General features: G+C 48.8%; 18 protein-coding genes. 10 read left to right on the top strand and 8 right to left on the bottom strand.

Annotated features, from left to right (window positions below; translation table 11 throughout):
• Positions 1 to 58 precede the first annotated feature (58 nt).
• Genes DPO_RS16675 through DPO_RS16690 form a run of 4 tightly spaced genes read left to right on the top strand, consistent with a single transcriptional unit; the run spans position 59 to position 4442 of the window.
• On the top strand, positions 59 to 1045 hold the full coding sequence (locus tag DPO_RS16675; RefSeq protein WP_006967380.1) for a FeoA domain-containing protein: 987 nt from the start codon (positions 59 to 61) through the stop codon (positions 1043 to 1045).
• Positions 1042 to 3216: a ferrous iron transport protein B gene (gene feoB / locus DPO_RS16680; RefSeq protein ID WP_006967383.1), complete on the top strand. Its 2175-nt coding sequence runs from the start codon at positions 1042 to 1044 to the stop codon at positions 3214 to 3216. The genes DPO_RS16675 and feoB overlap by 4 nt, the downstream gene beginning before the upstream one ends.
• A gap of 20 nt (positions 3217 to 3236) precedes the next feature.
• A complete protein-coding gene (locus DPO_RS16685) occupies positions 3237 to 3701 on the top strand; it encodes an SH3 domain-containing protein (RefSeq protein ID WP_006967386.1) in 465 nt (154 codons plus the stop codon).
• A gap of 42 nt (positions 3702 to 3743) precedes the next feature.
• A complete protein-coding gene (locus DPO_RS16690; RefSeq protein ID WP_006967389.1) occupies positions 3744 to 4442 on the top strand; it encodes a tetratricopeptide repeat protein in 699 nt (232 codons plus the stop codon).
• 57 nt (positions 4443 to 4499) lie between these two features.
• Here the strand turns inward: DPO_RS16690 and DPO_RS16695 are convergent, their stop codons facing one another.
• Both DPO_RS16695 and DPO_RS16700 read right to left on the bottom strand, forming a co-directional pair.
• The gene (locus tag DPO_RS16695; protein ID WP_006967392.1) at positions 4500 to 5891 is read right to left on the bottom strand and encodes a sigma-54-dependent transcriptional regulator; all 1392 of its coding nucleotides are present in this window, start codon (positions 5889 to 5891) and stop codon (positions 4500 to 4502) included.
• A gap of 12 nt (positions 5892 to 5903) precedes the next feature.
• A complete protein-coding gene (locus DPO_RS16700; RefSeq protein ID WP_006967393.1) occupies positions 5904 to 7328 on the bottom strand; it encodes a two-component system sensor histidine kinase NtrB in 1425 nt (474 codons plus the stop codon).
• A 217-nt stretch (positions 7329 to 7545) separates the two neighbouring features.
• Between DPO_RS16700 and pilM the strand changes: the two genes are divergently transcribed.
• Genes pilM through DPO_RS16725 form a run of 5 tightly spaced genes read left to right on the top strand, consistent with a single transcriptional unit; the run spans position 7546 to position 12743 of the window.
• Complete coding sequence (gene pilM / locus DPO_RS16705) at positions 7546 to 8604, top strand: type IV pilus assembly protein PilM (protein WP_006967395.1); 1059 nt, start codon at positions 7546 to 7548, stop codon at positions 8602 to 8604.
• Entirely contained in the window at positions 8601 to 9179 is a 579-nt protein-coding gene (locus DPO_RS16710; protein WP_006967398.1) for a PilN domain-containing protein, read from the top strand. The genes pilM and DPO_RS16710 overlap by 4 nt, the downstream gene beginning before the upstream one ends.
• Positions 9179 to 9832 (top strand): type IV pilus inner membrane component PilO, encoded by a 654-nt coding sequence (locus tag DPO_RS16715; protein WP_006967400.1) that lies wholly within the window; start codon positions 9179 to 9181, stop codon positions 9830 to 9832. Before DPO_RS16710 ends, DPO_RS16715 begins: the two co-directional genes overlap by 1 nt.
• Positions 9833 to 9844: 12 nt before the next feature.
• Positions 9845 to 10504 carry a pilus assembly protein PilP gene (locus DPO_RS24080; RefSeq protein ID WP_006967401.1) on the top strand — a complete coding sequence of 220 codons (660 nt, stop codon included), beginning with the start codon at positions 9845 to 9847 and terminating at the stop codon, positions 10502 to 10504.
• Position 10505: 1 nt separating this feature from the next.
• Positions 10506 to 12743 (top strand): type IV pilus secretin PilQ, encoded by a 2238-nt coding sequence (locus DPO_RS16725; protein WP_006967402.1) that lies wholly within the window; start codon positions 10506 to 10508, stop codon positions 12741 to 12743.
• Here DPO_RS16725 and DPO_RS16730 read toward each other — a convergent pair.
• The 4 genes from DPO_RS16730 to serS are packed head-to-tail and all read right to left on the bottom strand — an operon-like array spanning position 12740 to position 17724.
• Entirely contained in the window at positions 12740 to 13489 is a 750-nt protein-coding gene (locus DPO_RS16730) for a tetratricopeptide repeat protein (RefSeq protein WP_006967404.1), read from the bottom strand. The genes DPO_RS16725 and DPO_RS16730 overlap by 4 nt on opposite strands.
• Before the next feature lie 26 nt (positions 13490 to 13515).
• On the bottom strand, positions 13516 to 14916 hold the full coding sequence (locus DPO_RS16735) for a LysM peptidoglycan-binding domain-containing protein (protein ID WP_160166926.1): 1401 nt from the start codon (positions 14914 to 14916) through the stop codon (positions 13516 to 13518).
• A 29-nt stretch (positions 14917 to 14945) separates the two neighbouring features.
• Positions 14946 to 16454 (bottom strand): threonine synthase, encoded by a 1509-nt coding sequence (thrC, locus tag DPO_RS16740; RefSeq protein WP_006967408.1) that lies wholly within the window; start codon positions 16452 to 16454, stop codon positions 14946 to 14948.
• Positions 16444 to 17724, bottom strand: coding sequence for a serine--tRNA ligase (gene serS, locus DPO_RS16745; protein WP_006967410.1), 1281 nt, complete (start codon positions 17722 to 17724; stop codon positions 16444 to 16446). The genes thrC and serS overlap by 11 nt, the downstream gene beginning before the upstream one ends.
• A 181-nt stretch (positions 17725 to 17905) precedes the next feature.
• Here serS and DPO_RS16750 point away from each other — a divergent pair, with 181 nt between their 5' ends.
• Positions 17906 to 18493, top strand: coding sequence for a 5-formyltetrahydrofolate cyclo-ligase (locus DPO_RS16750; RefSeq protein WP_006967412.1), 588 nt, complete (start codon positions 17906 to 17908; stop codon positions 18491 to 18493).
• A 124-nt stretch (positions 18494 to 18617) separates the two neighbouring features.
• Here DPO_RS16750 and DPO_RS16755 read toward each other — a convergent pair whose 3' ends face one another.
• Positions 18618 to 19280, bottom strand: coding sequence for a dienelactone hydrolase family protein (locus DPO_RS16755; protein ID WP_152427717.1), 663 nt, complete (start codon positions 19278 to 19280; stop codon positions 18618 to 18620).
• Entirely contained in the window at positions 19205 to 19978 is a 774-nt protein-coding gene (locus DPO_RS16760; protein ID WP_051069393.1) for a uracil-DNA glycosylase family protein, read from the bottom strand. Before DPO_RS16760 ends, DPO_RS16755 begins: the two co-directional genes overlap by 76 nt.
• Between the last annotated feature and the right edge of the window lie 14 nt (positions 19979 to 19992).

Consider the following 19992-nt stretch of genomic DNA (forward strand, 5'->3'; position numbering starts at 1 on the left):
TTGACAGACCACGCCCGCTATCATATCTTAGTGACTTATTTTTATCAGGATAATAACAATGATGATCAATACCCACGAACAGGAAAAAAAACAGTTCATGCGGCTGTTTCGGGAACAGGGACTGGATCGTTTTGATGAACGGTTTCAAGTGCTTGAAGCGTTTTTGCAGCTGGATCACCATGTGAGTCACGCAGAGATTGTCACGCAACTGAAAAAAAACGGCATCCGGTTGAATGATGAATTTGTGATTTCATCCATGGAACACCTGTGCCGGTTCGGTTTTGCGTCAAAGGTAGAATTCGATGGCGGGGAACCTTTGTACGAACACCGGCATCTGGGGATTCACCACGATCACATGATCTGCACCAAGTGCGGCACTATTCTGGAATTCAAAGATGAAGCCCTGGAAAAACAGCAGCAGAAAGTGGCCAAAGAATATGGGTTTCATATGCTCCAGCACCGCATGGAAATCTATGGCCTTTGCAGTGCCTGTATGGCCAAACGACAGAAACTGGTGCTGTTGCACAAAGCAAAACAGGGCGAAAAACTGAAAGTGAAGCAGCTGGAAGCCGGCCGGCAGATGCAGCTTCGAATTTCTTCCATGGGTTTGAAAATCGGGGATGAACTTGAAGTGGTGTCCAATGGGTTCGGTGGTCAGGTGGTGATTGCCACCGGAGAGACCCGACTGGTTATCGGCAGCGGCATGGCCCAGAAAATCTGGGTCGAACCCGTGGATACGTCGGCGGATGCATCAAAAAACGGGCATGCCGATCATTCCACGGATCCGGAATCCATCCGGGTGCTTTTGTGTGACATGAGAGCGGGGCAGGAGGGAACCATTGTCCGGGTATCCGGAGAAAGTACGCTGCGGCGGCGTCTTCTGGAGATGGGGATCAACCGGGGAACCCGGGTGTATGTGGAAAAGTATGCCCCGTTAAAAGATCCTGTCGAGCTGGTGGTCAAGGGATATCATATTTCCCTGCGGGTGGAGGAAGCCGCCCATATTCTGGTTGAAAATGTGACAACCCGGAAAGACAAAAAATGAAAAAGGAACTGACCATTGCCCTGGCGGGAAACCCCAATTGCGGGAAAACCACCATCTTCAACAATCTGACCGGTGCCAGACAAAAAGTGGGCAACTGGCCGGGTGTCACCATTGAGAAAAAAGAAGGCCTGCTCAAGTACCGGCAGCATACCCTGCGGGTGGTGGATCTGCCCGGGACCTACAGTTTGACCCCGTTTTCCATGGAAGAGATCACCACCCGGGATTTTATCATTAACGAACACCCGGATATTGTGATCAATATCATTGATGCGTCCAACCTGGAACGCAGTCTGTTTCTGGCCCTTCAGGTCATGGAACTGGGACGGCCCGTGCTGTTTGTCCTTAATATGGCTGATATGGCCGAAGCCCGGGGGATGCGGATCAATGAGAAAAAACTGGCCGCTCTGCTGGATGTGCCGGTGGTGTTCACCGTGGGAAATAAAAACAAGGGGATGGACCGTCTCATTGATGCGGCCATTGAAGAATGTGCCGCCTTTGAAAATGGCAAGGAATCGCGCGTGATCCGGTACGGCAATGATACCGAATCCTGTATCAGTCAGCTGGAAGGTCTGATTCATGAGACCCAGGCCATGACAAAGGACTCTCTGGTCCGCTGGCATGCCATCAAGCTGCTGGAAGCTGATGCCGTTGAAAAACAGCGGATTCTGACCCGGTTTCCCCAACAGGGCCCGCACCTGATCGAGGTGGCGGAAGATTGCCGGAAGCGGATTTTTGATCTGTTTCAGGATGATTTTGAAATGGTGATCACGGAAGACCGCTATGGGGTCATTGCCGGCATACTCAGGGAGACGGTCACCAATACCGCTAAAAAAAGAATTGACATGTCCCGGAACATCGACCGGGTGTTGACGGACCGATTTTTAGGGATTCCCGTGTTTATCTTTTTTATCTGGGTCATGTTTCAATCCACGTTTACCTTAGGCGCTTATCCCATGGCATGGATCGAATCCGGGGTCACGGGGTTGACCCTCTGGCTGGACCATCTTTTGCCGGCATCGATGTTTAAATCCATGCTCCTGGACGGTGTGGTGGCCGGTATCGGGTCGGTCATTGTTTTTCTTCCCAATATTCTGCTGCTGTTTTTTTTCATCGCCCTGTTTGAAGATACCGGATATATGGCCCGGGCCGCGTTTCTCATGGACCGGGTCATGCATACGGCCGGACTGCATGGAAAATCGTTTATTCCCATGCTCATGGGGTTCGGCTGCAATGTGCCGGCCATCATGGCGGCAAGGACCCTGGAACACCAGAAAGACCGGATTCTTACCATTCTGATGACCCCTTTCATGTCCTGTTCCGCCCGGCTGCCCGTATATATTGTACTGGCCGGCAGTTTTTTTGCCCATCGGGCAGGGACCGTGATTTTTGCGTTGTACGCAGCCGGAATCATCATTGCCATTTTGTCCGGGCGCATCCTGCGCACCCTGTTTTTCAAGGGTGCGGATGCGCCGTTTGTCATGGAACTGCCCCCTTACCGGATGCCCATGCTCAAAAGTCTGTTGATTCACATGTGGGATCGCAGCAAAATGTTTCTGCGCAAAATGGGCGGGGTGATTCTGGTGGGTTCCATCATTATCTGGGCCTTATCCAGCTTTCCTAAAAACATCACTTATTCACAGGATTATGATGCGCTTCAGGCCCGGGTGCAGGACCGGTTCACCCGGCAGATAAAGCAGGCGGATGCGGATCAGCAAATAATTCTGAATCAAACCCTGGCATCGGAACTTAAAAAAATTCATACAAAAAAAGAACAGGAACGGGTATCCAAATCCTATATCGGCCAATTGGGTCATTTTCTGGAACCGGTGTTTGCGCCCATTGGCATCGGATGGCAGGCCGGTGTCGCGATTGTGACCGGGTTTGTGGCCAAAGAGGTGGTGGTGAGCACCATGGGGGTTCTTTACGGGGTGGGAGAAGCCCAGGAGGGTCAGGCATTGACCACGGCGTTGAAGCAATCAGGCATGACAGCACTATCCGCATTGTCCATGATGGTGTTTGTCCTGTTGTATGTGCCCTGTTTTGCCACGGTGGTTGTAATTTACCGGGAAACCTCTTTAAAATGGGCCTGTTTTAACGTAATTTATACCACCCTGGTTGCATGGACCCTGTCTTTTCTGGTATATCAGACAGGCATGATGTTGCGTGGATGATATAAAAGGGAGGGAACGATATGAAAAAAAAATCATGCATCTTACCATGGGTGTGTGCAGGGATGATCATGGTCATGGCATGGATTTGCCCGGGACCGGAAAATGCGGCCGCTGCCGAACGACTCACGGTTAAAGCCAGCATCGCCAATATGCGTTCCGGCCCGGGGACCGGCCATGAGGTTCTCTGGCAGGTGGAAAAATATCACCCGTTCATGGTGGTGGAAAAGAAAGATACCTGGGTCAAGATCAAGGATTTTGAAGGGGACATGGCCTGGATTCATGCATCGCTTCTGACAAGCGTGGAAGGGGTGATCACCAACAGAACCAACTGCAATGTCCGCGCAGAACCCACGACGGACAGCCGTGTTCTGTTCACGGTGGAAAGAGGGGTGCCGTTCAAAGTGATCAAACGCCAGGGAGACTGGATACATATCGAGCATGCAGATGGTGAAAAAGGATGGATTTACCATACCCTTGTCTGGTAATGGCATTGTTACTTATTATTTTTTAAATACAGGTGAAAATTTATGGCAGCACAGCGCGTATCCAATGAGCGGAAAAAAGAGTTGAGGCAGCTGGATCCATTGCAGAGAAATATATTGAAAGCACTGGATTTTGCAAGCTACTACAAAAAACAATTGTTGTATATTGCAGGTGCCGTGGTGGTGGTGGCCATTGTTTTTGCCGGGGTTCTCACCAGTTTTAAACGGTCTGAAAACAGTGCTTCCGACCGGGTGGCCAGAGCAATGACCGTGTACAGAAACCTGGCAGAAGATCCCGACGCAGCATATCAGGCGGTCAAGGATGATTTTCAGACCGTGCTTACTGATTACGGCAACACGGATGCCGGCCGGATGGCCCTTGTCCGGTTTGCCCGTATCTGCATGGAAGCCGGACAGTATGATGAAGCTGAAAAATGGTTTGAAAAAGCATATGATGTGTATGGCGGCCAGGCGGGGATAGGTAATTTTCTGCTGTCATCCCTGGGTCATGTTCAGCTGGCGAAAAATAATCCAGATGCGGCGGTACCTTATTTTATGCAGATTGAAACCGGTGAATCAGATCTGCTTAAAGATGAGGCCCGCTTTATACTGGCAAAAATTTATGAAGCCCGCCAGGAGGATTCAAACAGCCGGAAAATGTATGATTTGATTGCCCGGGAACATGAAAATTCCATTTATGCGGATTTGGCCCAAAGCATGACGGAAACAGTTACGGTTCAATAAGAGCGGCTGAAACAAAAAACAACTGAAAACCGGTACTGGCAATGTCAGTGCCGGTTTTCAGTTTCCGTCGATATTGAGTTCCTTGTCCAGGTTGTATTTTTTTAATTTCTGGTTCAGCCCGCTTTTTCCAATGCCCAGAATCCGGGCCGCTTTGGTCTGAACATTTCCTGACAGGGTCATGGCCCGTATAATCATGCGTTTTTCAACAGCGGCAAGGGTTTCCACAAGGCCCACGCCTTCGGGGATACCCTCCAGATCCAGGGTATTCTCCGGTGTTTCACGCATCCGGGGCGGCAGATCTGCCGGAGTGATCACTTCTTTGGATGCCAGGATCACGGATCGTTCAATCACATTTTCAAGTTCCCTGACATTGCCGTTCCATAAATGATCGCACAGAATCCGGGCCGCCTCTTTGTTGAAGCCTTTCACCCGGTTGACGGTGCTGGATTCCCGGGTGAATTTTTCAATAAAATGGTTCATGAGCAGCGGGATGTCCTCCGGGCGTTCGCGCAAAGGGGGGATGACCGCTTTGACCACATTCAATCGATAATACAGATCTTCCCTGAAATGATTGTTGGCCACCTCATCTTCAAGGGTTTTATTGGTGGCGGCAATGAGCCGGAAATCCACTGGAATCGGGGTGGTTCCCCCGACCCGTTCAATGGTTCTTTCCTGGAGGACCCGCAGCAGTTTCACCTGAAGGGGCATGGACAGTTCCCCGATTTCATCCAGAAACAAAGTGCCTTTGTCCGCGAGCTCAAACCGCCCTTTTTTCAATGCTGCAGCGCCGGTGAACGCCCCTTTTTCATGACCGAACAGCTCGCTTTCCAGTAAAGATTCCGCAAAGGCGGCACAGTTGACCGCCACCATGGGGTGATCCTTGCGAAGACTGTTGTAATGGATGGATCGGGCCACCATTTCCTTGCCCGTGCCGCTTTCCCCTTCAATCAGCACTGTGGCATTGGTGGGCGCCACTTTTCGGATGATTTCGTACAATTTCTGCATGGGTTTGCTTTTGCCGATGATATTGTCGAACTGATACCGGGTCTGAACCGCATCCCTGAGAAGGGCGTTTTCCTGGACAATCCGGTACATGGAAATGGATTTGGCGATGTGGGCGATCAGGGCTTCATTTTCAAACGGTTTGAGAATGAATGTATACGCCCCTTTTTGCATGGCTTCCACGGCCTTTTCAACGCTGCCGAAAGCGGTCATGATGATGACCGGCAGCTCCGGATTGATCTCCTTGATTTTTTCCAGCAGATCGATACCGGTCATGCCCGGCATTTTGACATCGGTCAAAACCACATCAATGATCTGGGATTTCAAAAGATCCAGGGCCTCCATGCCGCTGGCGGCGGTGAAAGAATGATACCCTTCTTCTTCAAGCACTTCACTTAAAATGAGACGATAATGTTTTTCATCATCAACAATCAGTATGGTTTCCATAGGGGGATTCTCCTAAATCGGCAGCGCAATGTCAACCACGGCACCGGTGGGTTTGCCGTTGGATATGCGGATGGTGCCGTTGTGGGCCTCGATGATATTTTTAACAATACCCAGGCCCAGACCGGTGCCTGTATCTTTGGTGGTGAAAAACGGGGTCCAGATTTTTTCAAGCGTGTCTTCATCGATACCCGGGCCGTTGTCTGCAAATGAAATAAATACACGCCGGGCATCATAATCGGTCACAATGGTGATGGCACCGTTTTTTCCCACGGACTGAAAACAATTGAGCAGAATGTTTAAAAACGCCTGGTACAGCATGTCCGGATCAGCGGATATGCCGGGCAGATGGTCGTGGAATGCCTTGTGAATGATGATTTCCTGATCCTGGATCTGAGTCTCCAGAAAGGACAGGTTTTTATTTATAATGTCATTGATATCACAGGGGCGCAAATCCGCCTGCCTGGGTCTGGCAAAATCCAGAAAATCGGTGATAATATTATTGAGACGCTGGGATTCTTCAATGATGATATCCGGAATCGTGGAGTGCACTTCCAGCTTGTCCATTTTCTTTTTCATGAGCTGGGCCGAGCTTTTGATAATCCCCAAAGGGTTTCTGATTTCATGGGAAACACCGGCGGTCATTTCTCCGATGGCGGACAGATGCGCTGCCTTGCGAAGTTTTTCTTCCAGCCGCAACCTTTCTTCAGCCCGTTCTTCAATGATTGTTTCCCCTTGTTTGACCACAAACCGCAACACAATGAATAAAAGGCCCATGACTCCGGCACACGACGCCACAATCATGCCCTGCAACTTGAACAACTGATGATAGTCATGGGAGATATCCCGAACGATTTCAATGACGCCGATCACCTCTTTTTCCTCGTGTCGGGAAAGCTGCATTTCCTGAACCAGCGGGGCAAAGGTCACAATTTTGGTTTCTTCGGGAAACCAGAACAGCAGTTCCAGAAAACTGCCTTTTTGAATCAATTTGGATGTGGCTTCTTTCTGCATGGCCTGTTCATACATCACCCCGCCGGCATCTTCTCTGCCGACCTGTTCTTTGTCAAAACTGTAACCAATGATGTTGTCGGTGCCGTAAATATTGACCATTTCCACGTGGAAACTGTGCAGGGTGGAAGTGATTACCGCATCCAGAAGCCGGCTCTGCTCCGGTTCCCGGAGTTTAATCTCGCCGTATTTAAATGCCACGGGTGCGGCAAACCTCAAAAAAATCTGGTGATTCAGATTTTCCACCAGCAAAGAATTGTACTCTTTGCTTTTTTCCAGAAGCAGGTTTCTGACCCAGTGAGCATTGAGTGCGGCAATAAAGACGGTTGCCGCCAGCATGACGATCAGGCTGGCGATGGTAAACGCTTTGACCAGAACAAACGGTCTTTCCTTTTGAAGAAAGGGGGGCGATGAAAACAAATTTTTCACAAGACGTCCTGCAGTCTGTCAATCATTGGATTTTTTCCGATTTGACAAAATTATTGGGTTATGTTTATTTCAACTTTATGAAATATATGATAATACTTGACTTTCAATACATATCATAGCAGATTATAGTGAAAATATCCTGGGTTATCAATACAAAACAAGGAAAGCCCTGAACCATAAAGGAATCTGATATAATGGATGCAAGGACAACAGGGTAATGGGATTTAACAGAAAAGATCATCTTGTGGGGCTGGATATCGGATCTGCCACCATCAAGGCTGCTGAAATACAGATATCCAAAAAAGGTAATGTCCTGAAAAAATTCGGTATGATACCGGTGGCGCCCGGCGCAATTGAGGACGGCCGGATCATGGATATGCCGGAAGTGGCCGATACCATCCGGACCTTGTTCAAATCCTTGAAGATCCGGGAGAAAAACGTGGCTATTTCCACCGGAGGGCAGTCCGTGGTCATTAAAACCATCAATACAACCAAAGTGCCGGAAAAAGATCTTCAACAGACCATTGTGGCTGAGGCGGAACAGTATATCCCGTATGATATTGAAGATGTGAATACCGATTACCAGATCATGGGAGAAAGTGAATTTTCATCCGAACAGATCAATGTGATGCTGGTGGCGGTGAAAAAAGATCTGGTGGAGGAATACATGGCCTTAACGGACATGGCAGGTCTCAATGCCAGTATCATTGACGTGGATACCTTTGCGTTGCAAAACATTTATGAAACCCTGCCCGGCCTGGATCCGGAAGATCTGACATTGCTGCTGGATGTGGGGGCTTCAAAAACATCTTTGAATATTCTTAAAAACAATATTTCCATGATCATGCAGGATAATGGATCCGGGACCTTTCAGATCATTCGGGAGATTGCCGAACGGTTTGAAACCGATTTTCTGTCCGCAGAACAAATTTTGCAGGCCCCGGTATCAAAAGCCCCGGATCCCGAAATTGTGGCCGCCATTTTCCAGGAAGCGGCAGATGTCTGGTGTTCGGAGATTTCAGATGTGGTTCATGCGTTTTTAAGCAATGTCCAGGAGGACCGGATCACCAACATCGTTATCAGCGGCGGTGGTTCCTACATTCAACCGTTTCTGGAACGTCTGGAAACCCAACTGGATGCCAGGGTGTCTATTATCGAACCGTTTGCCGGGCTGGAACTGGATGAAAAAAAGTTTTCTGCGGCATACATATCCCAGGTGGGGCCTCTGGCACCGATTGCTTTAGGGCTTGCCCTGCGCCGGGTGGATGACAAATGATACGCATCAATCTGCTGCCGTTCAGGGTGGCCAGAAAACGGGAAAATATCCGTCAGCAGGTGTCGATATTTCTGTTGTCCGTGATTCTGGTGATCGTGGGTCTGACCTGGTATACCCTGGGGATCGACAGGCGGATGACACAAAAACAAAGTGAAATCCAACGGCTGGATGCTGAAATTTCAGTGTATAAAAAAAAGGCGGACCAGGTCAAAGATATTAAAAAACGGTTCAAAATCCTGGAAGACAAATTAAAAATCATTGAGTCCCTTCAGTTTAAACGCGATGAACAGCTGCGGTTGGTAGAAGATCTCCAGTCGCGCATGATACCGGAAAAAATGTGGCTCGAAAGTATCCATGCGGATGAAAGTGCTGTCACCCTGACAGGTATTGCGTTTGATAATCCCACCATTGCCGATTTTATGAAACAGCTGGAATCTTCGAATCTGTTTCAGGAGATTGATCTGAAACAGACCGTGAGTAAACGATTTGACGGAAATATGAATTTAAAGGCATTTGAATTGAAATGCCGAAAGCAGCCTTTGGCGCCGGATACCCAAAATAAAGAGGGAAAATAATGGCACAAAAGAAAAATAAAGAAACGCCAAGGTCTTTGATCGGACAAAAAACAACTGTTTTTTTTGACCGGGTGGGAAAACTGAGCCGCCGGAACCGGTTGTTCATCTGTCTGGGGACACTGGCACTGATCGGCGGGGCGTATTATTATTTTTTCTTCATGCCCATACAGACGCAGTTGAAACAGGCCTCGCAAACACTGGATGCCCGGACCAGTCAATTGACGATTGTCAGACAACAGGCCAGATCTTTAACAGAATGGGAAGAAAAGATGGCCCGGGTGGAAGAGGCCTTTTATATTGCGACCCGGGCCCTGCCGGATAAAAAGGAAGTGCCGTCTTTGTTGAAAAGTGTTTCCAATGCCGGCAGCAGTGCAGGCCTCAATATTCAGCTGTTTCAGCCGGGCGCGCCTGTTACCAGAGATTTTTACAAGGAAATACCTTTAGCCATGAAAATGGAAGGCAGTTATCTTCAGATAGCGGATTTCTTTTTTCAGGTGTCACGGCTGAACCGGATTGTGAATATCAAAAACATTGACTTGAGGCGGAACAAATCAGCATCCGGGCTGATCGATATGACCTGTAATGCGGTGACCTATATGTTTGTGGAAGCGGATGAGGCAGGGCAGCAAGACCCAAAAAAGAAAAAAGGCTGATATCAGGAGAAAATGAAACACCAGCTAAAAAAATGGATGGGCTGTTTGATCGCGGGATTGTTCCTGCTGGGGGGGGTATGCGAACATTCGATTGCCCGGGAACTTGAAAAAAAGCCGGCAGTGATACTTCTTCCCATGCCCCAGTCTGCCGAACCCGAAAATAAAAGTGAAATCAAAGACAGCGGTGAAAAAGAAGAGATCCGGAATGAAGAAGCCATGCCGGACCAGAGCACTGTTGACGGGGATCCGGTTTTGGACAAATCCGCAGAAATCAACAGTGATATCCAGGCCGGCACCGATCAAGGCTATGAACCCAAAAGCCAATTGGATCCGTTTAAGCCGTTGATTCAAGAAAAAGCGCCCGGGCCGTCCGAAGTCCTTGAGCCGGACAAACCCCAACGTATTCTCACGCCTCTTGAAAAGATGTCGTTAAGTCAGATCAGGCTGGTGGCAGTGGTGATTGGAGAAAATAAAAAAATCGCCATGGTGGAAGAAGCCACCGGAAAAGGCTATGAAGTCAGAATCGGAACCTATATGGGAAAAAATGGGGGACGGGTGGTGGATATTCAATCGGACCACATTGTTGTGAAAGAATTGGTGGCGGATTTCAAAGGAATTGTGACCGAGCGTTTTCAGGAATTGAAACTACATAAACCAGACAATGGGGAATAATATGGCTTTTTTTCAGCGTGACACCATGATTGAGCGGGGACTGAACCGGATGCTGATGCTGATATTGGTTCTGGTGCTTGGGGCCGGATGCACATCGTTGAAATCCGGGACACCGGAATCCACCGGGACCTTGATTCAAAATGACACCCGCAGTCCGGTCAATTATCTTCATAAAGTGGAAATGTCAACGTCTGATGATCAGGTTTCCATCCATATTAAAACCGAGCAAACGCCGGCCTATACCTCCATTAAACAGGATTTTCCCTTAGGCGTCGCCGTTTATCTGCCGGATACGGTATTTTCCCCGGATTTTGTGGCCCCCCGCACGTCTGCCGGCCCCGTGGCAGCCATCCGGTCCGAATACGCGGACACGGAAAAAACGACCATCCGGCTCGAAATGCTGCTGAATCAGGACCTGGCCTATGAGGTGCTGGAAGAAGCAAACGGGTTGCAGGTGGTGCTGAATCTTCCTGATTCCCGAATCAATACGGCATCTGTATCAAACCCGGAAATAAACACATCCGCCCAGAATACGCAATTGCCGCAGGTGTCTGCCCCGTCATCCGAACCATCCCCAGCCCGGGTGACGAACATTGAATTCAATCCTGATGAAACCGGTTATGCAGACATACAGGTGACCACGACCGAGTCGGTGCCCTATGACACGGCCTGGAAAACAGAGGATCAACTGGACCTGATTCTTTATAATGCCCGGATACCTGAGCCTTTGCAGCGTCCTTTGCTGACACGATACACGGGCACCGCGGTTGACAGTGTCACCCCATATCCGGGATCGGTTGATGATACGGATGCAAGAATTGAAATTCGGATCCGGGAAAAAGTCCCCTACCAGGTGGTCCAGGATGAAAATCGGATTTTTCTGCGATTTGATCCTGTTTATCCGGTGTCCTCAGCTGGAGATGCTTTTAATCCGGCTGCCCTGAAGCAACCTGCTCCGGTCGGTCTGGCAGCGATTAACACAGATCCGCCCGAATATTCCGGAGAAAAGATCAAGCTGGATTTTTTTGACACGGACATTAAAAATGTGTTCCGGATACTTCGGAGTGTCAGTGGATTGAATTTTGCCGTGGACAAGGATGTCCAGGGGAAGGTCACCATGACCCTGGAAAAACCGGTTCCCTGGGACCAGGTGCTGGACCTGGTGTTGAAAATGAACGGACTGGGCAAAAAAATGGAGGGGGATGTGGTACGCATTGCCACCATTCAGACATTGAGGCAGGAAGAAAAAGATGAGCAGGAGGCCATTGATGCTCAGAAAAAAGCCCTGGAACAGAAAAAAAGCCTGGAACCTTTGATTACAGAATATATTCCCATCAGCTATTCCAATGCCAAAACAGAGATTGAACCGCATATCACCTCCCTGCTGACGCCGGAGCGGGGAACTGTTTCCGTGGATCAGCGCAGCAATATGGTCATTGTGACGGATACCCGGGAGAAAGTGGATCAGATTCAGGAAATGATTTACCGTCTGGATACCGTGACTCCCCAGATCATGATTGAAGCCAAAATTGTGGAAGTCACCAAAGAATTTTCCAGGGACATCGGCATCGGCTGGAACCTGACCAATGATCCCGCGATCTCTTCCGGGTTTGTCAATGATATGAATGTGTCCGTGAATACCCCCATCGGTGATGGTGGGATGAACGGAGATTTTTCATTTTTCCGGCTCTTTGGTGCCTCTCGACTGGCATTGAACGCAAAGCTGGCAGCATCCGAGGCAAGAGGCGATGTAAAAATCGTATCTTCGCCACGCATATTGACATTAGACAACAAGGAAGCCAGGATAAAACAGGGGTTGGAATATCCCTTTCAGGTAGTGAAGGATGATGACGTTTCAACGGAATTCAAAGAAATTAATCTGGAACTGGTCGTTACCCCCCATGTGACCCCGGATGAACGTATTTCCATGCAGGTCTTTTTGACAAAAAATGATGTTGCCGGAATCGCCACAACGGGTGAGCCTTACCTGAATACCAACGAAGCCAAGACGGAACTGCTGGTAAATGATAATGACACCGTGGTGATCGGAGGAATTGTCAAAACGACAAATACCAATAATGACGATGGCCTGCCTTTTTTGTCCGGAATACCGATCATTGGTAATATGCTTTTTGGCAGCAACCGGAAGGAAGATAATCGAAATGAACTGCTGATTTTTCTGACCCCGTCCATTGTCCAACTGGAACAGAAACGGCAACCCGCCCGCAGTTCAGATTAGTCTAAAGCAGACAGACGCTTGGCGGCGGTTTTTTTTAATTCGGAATTTTTTTGGGCATAATGCAGTACATTCTGCCAGGACTGCCTGGCTTCATTTGTCCATCCTTTTGCCTCATAGGCCCGGGCCAGGTCCGCATGCAGAAGCGCGGATTCCGGATTCTCCATAAGCCGGGCCGTTAAAAATTCGATGGCATCATTTTCCCGCCCGGTTTCAAGAAACACCACAGACAGTCCATGGGCCGCCGTCACAAATCCGGGAGACAGATCCAGGGCCTGGGAAAAATAGGTTTCAGCTTGCATGTAATCCTGTTTTTCCAGATAGGCCCTTCCCAGATTGGACAGCGGAAATTGAGGCGTGGGATACAGCAGATCTTCAAGCACATCTTTAAATGCTTTGATGGCTAAATCCCATTCCTTTTGCCGCAGATGGGCCGCACCTAGATTGTTCAGGGCTTCCGTGTAATCCGGTTTCAGGGCCCGGGCTGTCTTGAAAACGGGAATGGCCAGGTCATCCCTGTTTTTTCCCATGTAGGCCAGCCCCAGGCTGTTCAATATATACGGATCTTCAGGGCGCATTTTGCGGGCTTCCAGCAGTCTGGACAGGGCCGCCGTATAGTCTCCCTGCATCAGAAACGCTTCTCCCTGTATCTGGATGGCTTCCGCCAGTTGGGTATCCTCTTTGGTCGCAGTGACGCAGGCACAGATGGAAATACCAAGCAGAAAAATGCAGCATAGTGATTGTTTCATAGGGTATCCTCGATGGTAGAATGACGTCATGGTTGAAGAAAGATATGTTGAATCTGGCGGCTTTCCAGAAAAGACCGGATCACCGGTGTTATCGGAGATGATGAGACGAACACCCGGTTCGATGATTGTTCGCCATATACACCTGCCAGCGTTTCCACGGTCCCCTGATACGTAAAACAAGGATTGTGCCACACCTGATAGCCCAGTGCGGATAACAGATGTTGTATCTGTTTTTGGCGATCCTGTTTCCAAGAAAAAGAGACGATTTTAAATGCCATTTGTTCAATGGCATCAATCCCCTGGCCGTATACCGTGCCGAAATTGAGCAGCAGATCCGGCTGGTTGGGTATTTTTACCCGATCCAGCCGGGCGGAAACCGGTATCTGATTCACATGGAACCGGATGGTTTCTTCGGGGATATAGTCGTATCCCGCGTGGGTTAAAATCTGAAATATCTGTTCTCTGGACAAATGATGTTCCTGAAAGGACGGCTGTGGCTTCAACTGAACCCGTTTGTGAAAAATCGTTTCAATGGGTTGGATTTTCACGTGTTTCCAGTAGGATGAAATCGTCTGGCGCACGGCCTTGTTTTGAAGCGGATTTTGTGGTGACGGATGTGAGACGATCAGAACGGTTTTTGGGGGTTCTTTGGTTTCAATCACCGGTGTGGCAGACAGATCCAGCTCAACTTGTTTTTGTCCGTTTCTTCCGGGAAAATATAATTTTCCCTGATGAATCAATCTGCCGTTGATGGCGTCTGCATAGTCCTGCAACCGCTGCAACTGAATGGAAGAGATTGCTGTGGTTGTCGGTGGGGGGGTATCGGTTGGCGGCGGGTCTGATGAGATCTTTTGCGTGGATGGTACCGGAATTTTTACCCGGTCTCCCGGGTGAATCCGGTGAATGTTTTTGATATGCGGATTTAATTGATAAAAAAGTGTTTGCCCTTTCCGGGTAATGCGGCCGCCCTTGTTCAAAAAAACAGGATCCAGCAATGCAGATATGGTGTCTCCGGGCGCAATGATATATTCAGAAAAAGACACCAGAGATTCTGCAGATTCAACTGTGTCATGAAACTCCACCACCGGGATTTTAATATTGCCCTCCCTGTCCACTGTGTAATCGTTTTTGTCTGTGATTTTTAAGGGAATAAGGATCCGGGCTCCGGTGGTGATGGTATCGATGTTGTGAATATGGGGGTTGAGCTGTTTGAAAATGGAAATAAATAAAGGGAAATCCTGTTCAGAGATTTCTCCCTTTTTTTTGAAAATTTTATACAGCCAGTCATTTTTTTGGACAATATAGGGTTCACACAGGACATCTTGGCCCTGGTAACTGAAGATGGAATAATGTTTATAAGATGTTTTTATGTGTTGAACACCCTGGCTCTGGCCCATTCCTGTCAGCGCAAGGAATATGCAGATCACGCATGCCAGGAATGGGGGGACAGGGATTCTCATGGATCAACAGGGGTCAGGTCCATTTTTTGCGCGATTTTTTCAGATATTTCCTGGACAAACTGCGCAAATTCTGATTTTTCAAGGCGTTTTTCCTGGGACGGGATCAAATCGGGATTTTCCGGAGAAACCAGTTCCGGCAGGTTCACCCGTTCCGGGTCCGGCACGATGTGATAAGGTCGGGGTATCCGGTTTTTAAAATACAGGTCCTGGAACTCGGAAAATTTGATGGCATGGGCCGTGGCATCCAGCACAACGGTTTCATTCAGGGCAATCAGACCCATGGCCTTGGCTTTGACAAGCCCGGCCAGGCATTCTCCGCCTTGGGTACAGGCGATATGCCCGTTCTGATTGGCCGTGAGCTGCCAGTCCATGATGGCCTGTTCCGTGACCTGGACAAAAAACACATTGTTTTGTCCTGAAGCCTGGTTGTATTCTTCGGCAATGGCCACCACCCGGGGCATGGATACGGGGTTGCCGATCATGGCGGCCTGGGCCACACTGGGCCGGGTATCCACCGGGGTGAACACCCGCCGGGCTTTGTCCGGCTCCAGGTAATACTGATACACGGGATCTGCATGTTCCGACTGGACCCCGATGATTTTGGGCAGCCGGTCAATGATCCCGGCTTTGAAAAATTTGAGAAACCCGTTCATGACCGCGGAAATATTGCCGGCATTGCCAATGGGCACCACCACAGCCTTATGGGTCATGTCCCAGTCAAAGTCCTGGGCGATTTCATAGGAATAGGATTCCTGGCCCAGAATCCGCCAGGCATTTTTGGAATTGAGCAATGCCACGGGGTACCGGGTGGACAGTTGTTCCACCACCTTCATGCAGTCATCAAATACGCCGGGAATTTCAAATACCCGGGCACCGCTGCCCAAAGGCTGGGACAGCTGCTGGGCCGTGACTTTTTTGTGGGGCAACAGCACCGCCGACTTGATCAAAGGACCCAGGTAGGAGGCGTACAGCGCGGCCGCCGCCGAGGTGTCTCCGGTGGAGGCGCACACGGCAATCACATCGGACACCAGTTTCTGGTCGATGAGATATTTGATGCTGGACAACGCCGATGCCATGCCCCGGTCCTTGAAAGAGGCACTGGGGTTCTGGCCGTCGTTTTTATAAAAAAACCGGATTCCGACCTTTTCCTGGAGAAATTCAGACGCTTCGATCTGCGGGGTATGGCCTTCTCCCAGATAGAGAATGGACTCCAGCGGCAGTATGGGGCCGATGAATTCGTGATACCGGTAGATCCCTTTCAACGCAGGGATCTTCAACATCTTTCGATAGTCAAAAATCTGCTGCCACAAGGTGCCGGACAGTTTGTGCAGTTCTTCCTGGTGGCGGTTATGGATCATGAGCACGGCATTGCATTCCGGGCACACATACAGCAGTTTTTCCACGGAATGCTGTGCCCCGCACCCCAGGCACTGATAATACAGCTCCCCTTTGGGCTTGGGAATGAGATGGGGCCGGATATGTTCTGGAAACAGATCAGTTTTCATTTTGGATCGTTTTTTGACCTCCCATGTAAGGGATGAGCGCTTCGGGAATGGTGACCGTGCCGTCGGGCTGCTGATAGTTTTCAAGAATGGCGGCAAAGGTTCTGCCCACGGCCAGGCCGGACCCGTTCAGGGTATGGCAGAATTCGGGTTTTTTGGCATTTTCCCGCTTAAAGCGGATATTGGCCCGGCGCGCCTGAAAATCCAGGCAGTTGCTGCAAGAGGAGATCTCTCTGTATTTGTCCTGTCCCGGCATCCACACCTCGATATCATAGGTTTTGGTGGCGGAAAAACCCAAATCTCCGGTGCACAGCGTCAGAACCTGATAGGGAAGTTCCAGGCGCTGAAGAATGGTCTCGGCATTGGCCAGCATGGATTCCAGCTCGTCAAATGAAGATTCCGGGGTGGTGATTTTCACCATTTCCACTTTGTTGAACTGGTGCTGCCGGATCAGCCCTTTGGTATCCCGGCCGTAGGAACCGGCCTCGGACCGGAAACAGGGGGTGTACGCGGTAAATTTACAGGGCAGATCCGCTTCCGAAAGAATTTCTCCGGCATAGATATTGGTCATGGGCACTTCGGATGTGGGAATCAGAAAATAGTCCAGCCCTTCCAGTTTGAACAGGTCTTCCTCGAACTTGGGCAGCTGGCCCGTGCCGGTCATGGTGGCGCGGTTCACGATAAACGGGGGCAGGGTTTCCTTATACCCGTGTTCCCGGGTATGAATGTCCAGCATGAAATTGATCAACGCCCGTTCCAGACGCGCGCCGGATCCCATGTACAGCGGGAATCGCGAACCCGCCAGTTTGGCGGCCCGGCCCAGATCCAGAATCCCTAAGTTTTCGCCAATGTCGGCATGATCCTGAACAGCAAAGTCAAATTGCCGGGGCGTGCCATAGGTTCTTTCCAGCCGGTTTTCCGTATCGTCTCGGCCTTTGGGCACATCGTCATGGGGCAGGTTGGGCAGGGTGATCAAAAAGGAATGGATGGCGGTTTCCACTTCCGCCAGGTCCTGGTCCAGATTTTTTATGGTTTCGGACACGGTGCGCATCTCTTGGATGCGGGGCTGGGCATCCTGGCCGGCCCGTTTCATTTTTGCAATGTCATCGGACACCACATTGCGCTGATGGCGCAACTGCTCAATTTCCAGCAGCAGTTTTTTTCTTTTTTCTTCGTTTTGAAAAAGGGCTGAAAAGTCAATGGGGGCATTCCGTTTTTCCATCCCTTTCTGCACCGTGTCCAGATGGTTGATAATATATTTTAAATCCAGCATTTTTGTCCTTCTCAATCCGTTGAGATATGGATTGTCCTAGTGTCATGTCAAGGCTTTCTTTCCCAAAGAATCAAATAACATGGGACTTGTGAACAGTCAATGGATTATTGCAGGTTGACAAGCGATGACTTGTGTATAATTATTTGGAATATTTTTTTGGAATCATAAGGAAAAAAAGATTATGGAAGAGGTGAAAAACACAAGCAGCAACATACTGGTGCAGGTGGCTGAAAAATTGGATGAATTCACCAAACCCGAGCTGGAAGCCAAATATGAGCAGATTCAGGCCAAAGTGTTTGAATTCGCCAATTTCAGAGAAGCCCAGATTTCTTTCATGTATACATCGGGCAATGATCAGATTCCCATGGAGCCGATCATCCGGAAAGCCCTTCAGATTGAAAAAGCGATTGTTCTCCCGGTTTTTACAGACACGAAAAACGTGTTCAATCTTTGTAAAATATCCGATTATGACAAGGATCTGGGCTTGAACAAAAACGACATTCTGGAGCCGGACACGGAAAAATGCAAGAAAGTCCTTCTGGATGACATTGACATTGCATTTATTCCGGGACTGGCTTTTGATGACAAAGGGGGCCGCATCGGATTGGGCAACAACTATTACACCCGCCTGATCACCCGGCTGCCGGAAACCTGCCGGAAGGTATCCCTTGCCTTTGAAGAGCAGATCGTGGAGCAGATCCAGATGGATTCCAGAAAACACACCGTGGATATCATCATCACAGACAAGCGGATTATCTACAAGATATAAATTTTATAATGCGCGGTCCGGATCATGAGCATCGGTCCGGACCACACATGTTTTCTCATTGGAAATTCATTCAAACTGCTTCCGCAGTGTATGGATTTTTTTGCCGTTCAATCGACGGTTTCTACTATCCGACATCAACGGACCCGGTCAAATGGCGGGCGATGCTGGTTTTTATGATTTCCCTGTATTTTAAAAAGCCATCCTCATTGAAATTTTTAGATCGCTCATTCATAAAACCATGCATGAATTTTGTCTTAAAACATGTCACGTTATTATTGATCTCTAATTTTGAAATTATCGCATCAACATCATATGCAGGCTCTGCCTTTGCAAAATATAACTCAATCTTTATCTTTGGTTTTATTTCCAGAGAGTTCCGAATCTGGGAACTGTAAAAACAGATACCTTTGAACGGTTCTGCTTCAATATGATGTGAAACCGCCCATATGGCGGACGCGCCAACACTGAAGCCCAGAATCACTGTTTTTTCCGGCTTTTTGCCTAAAAGCTTCTGTCTCAGCAGATTGATATAATTCCCAAGGCCGGTTTCCGCATGAAATTCGCGGTAAGCCTGATCTTCATTTTCAAAATCCATATACCGCCGGTGATATGGATCCAGTATTTCAGTCTGGATCTTTTTATCATCAAAATAATCGGCAAGATCATCCAGGGCTTTTGTTCTACCAAATATGTCGGAAACTATGAGAAGATTCATGGTTTTAAGAGGCTGCTCAGGGGCGGTGCGCTTTTTGGCGTTCCCTGAAGTAGCGAAAAAGATTTTTCCCAAGTATTAACCATTTTTGTAAGAGTTTTCTTCTGGTCATTAAACTGACGTACACGGTGTGCATTTGCCCCTGATGGATGTGGGAAATTGTCCAGAAGAAAAATGTTCGCCTGGCAAATGGACAGTGCATGTTGAACACATTTATTTGCGGCCTTGCCAAGCGGAACAATCAGTGCTGGAGATAGCGCCATTAGCTCCTCTATGAGCAAAGTCTCTGTCATCGTTCGAAGATAGTCATTCTTCAATGGATCTGGAGCATGGCCCTTGTAATTCTTATCGTTGTGAAAGACCGGGTAACGCAATGCGGATGTAGTATGGAGGTCAGGGTGGGGACTGCCAAAAAGGTTAACTGTTGAATCAATTCCCAAAAACTGCGCAACACCAATTTCATCAAGCATCAATACAAGATTCCTGCGCATAGTTCCAGCGAATGCTGCTTGACCTTTCGCACGCTCGCACGCATCTGAATAGCTGCGGCCATCTTTCAACGCCTTTTGAGCGGATTTGTAAACAATTTTGGCCTGTTGCCAGCCAGGAGTGAGCCCGATGATAGCAATGCGGGCCTCACAATTTATATGATCACATGGAGCCCACACCACAGTGATAGCACCATCCCTGTGAAGAATAAACTCTGACGGAATAGAGGTGACATCATTCGGCACACCATCAGCAAGCATTCTATAACGATCGAGGTTATTCATGCATCTTTCTAACA

The organism is Desulfotignum phosphitoxidans DSM 13687 (assembly GCF_000350545.1).
GTDB lineage: Bacteria > Desulfobacterota > Desulfobacteria > Desulfobacterales > Desulfobacteraceae > Desulfotignum > Desulfotignum phosphitoxidans.

What these genes read in the sequence shown, in the direction of transcription:
- DPO_RS16675 (WP_006967380.1), top strand. Translation starts at nt 59, where the DNA reads ATGATGATCAATACCCACGAACAGGAAAAAAAACAGTTCATGCGGCTG.
- feoB (WP_006967383.1), top strand. Translation starts at nt 1,042, where the DNA reads ATGAAAAAGGAACTGACCATTGCCCTGGCGGGAAACCCCAATTGCGGG.
- DPO_RS16685 (WP_006967386.1), top strand. Translation starts at nt 3,237, where the DNA reads ATGAAAAAAAAATCATGCATCTTACCATGGGTGTGTGCAGGGATGATC.
- DPO_RS16690 (WP_006967389.1), top strand. Translation starts at nt 3,744, where the DNA reads ATGGCAGCACAGCGCGTATCCAATGAGCGGAAAAAAGAGTTGAGGCAG.
- DPO_RS16695 (WP_006967392.1), bottom strand. Translation starts at nt 5,891, where the DNA reads ATGGAAACCATACTGATTGTTGATGATGAAAAACATTATCGTCTCATT.
- pilM (WP_006967395.1), top strand. Translation starts at nt 7,546, where the DNA reads ATGGGATTTAACAGAAAAGATCATCTTGTGGGGCTGGATATCGGATCT.
- DPO_RS16710 (WP_006967398.1), top strand. Translation starts at nt 8,601, where the DNA reads ATGATACGCATCAATCTGCTGCCGTTCAGGGTGGCCAGAAAACGGGAA.
- DPO_RS16715 (WP_006967400.1), top strand. Translation starts at nt 9,179, where the DNA reads ATGGCACAAAAGAAAAATAAAGAAACGCCAAGGTCTTTGATCGGACAA.
- DPO_RS24080 (WP_006967401.1), top strand. Translation starts at nt 9,845, where the DNA reads ATGAAACACCAGCTAAAAAAATGGATGGGCTGTTTGATCGCGGGATTG.
- DPO_RS16725 (WP_006967402.1), top strand. Translation starts at nt 10,506, where the DNA reads ATGGCTTTTTTTCAGCGTGACACCATGATTGAGCGGGGACTGAACCGG.
- DPO_RS16730 (WP_006967404.1), bottom strand. Translation starts at nt 13,489, where the DNA reads ATGAAACAATCACTATGCTGCATTTTTCTGCTTGGTATTTCCATCTGT.
- thrC (WP_006967408.1), bottom strand. Translation starts at nt 16,454, where the DNA reads ATGAAAACTGATCTGTTTCCAGAACATATCCGGCCCCATCTCATTCCC.
- serS (WP_006967410.1), bottom strand. Translation starts at nt 17,724, where the DNA reads ATGCTGGATTTAAAATATATTATCAACCATCTGGACACGGTGCAGAAA.
- DPO_RS16750 (WP_006967412.1), top strand. Translation starts at nt 17,906, where the DNA reads ATGGAAGAGGTGAAAAACACAAGCAGCAACATACTGGTGCAGGTGGCT.
- DPO_RS16760 (WP_051069393.1), bottom strand. Translation starts at nt 19,978, where the DNA reads ATGAATAACCTCGATCGTTATAGAATGCTTGCTGATGGTGTGCCGAAT.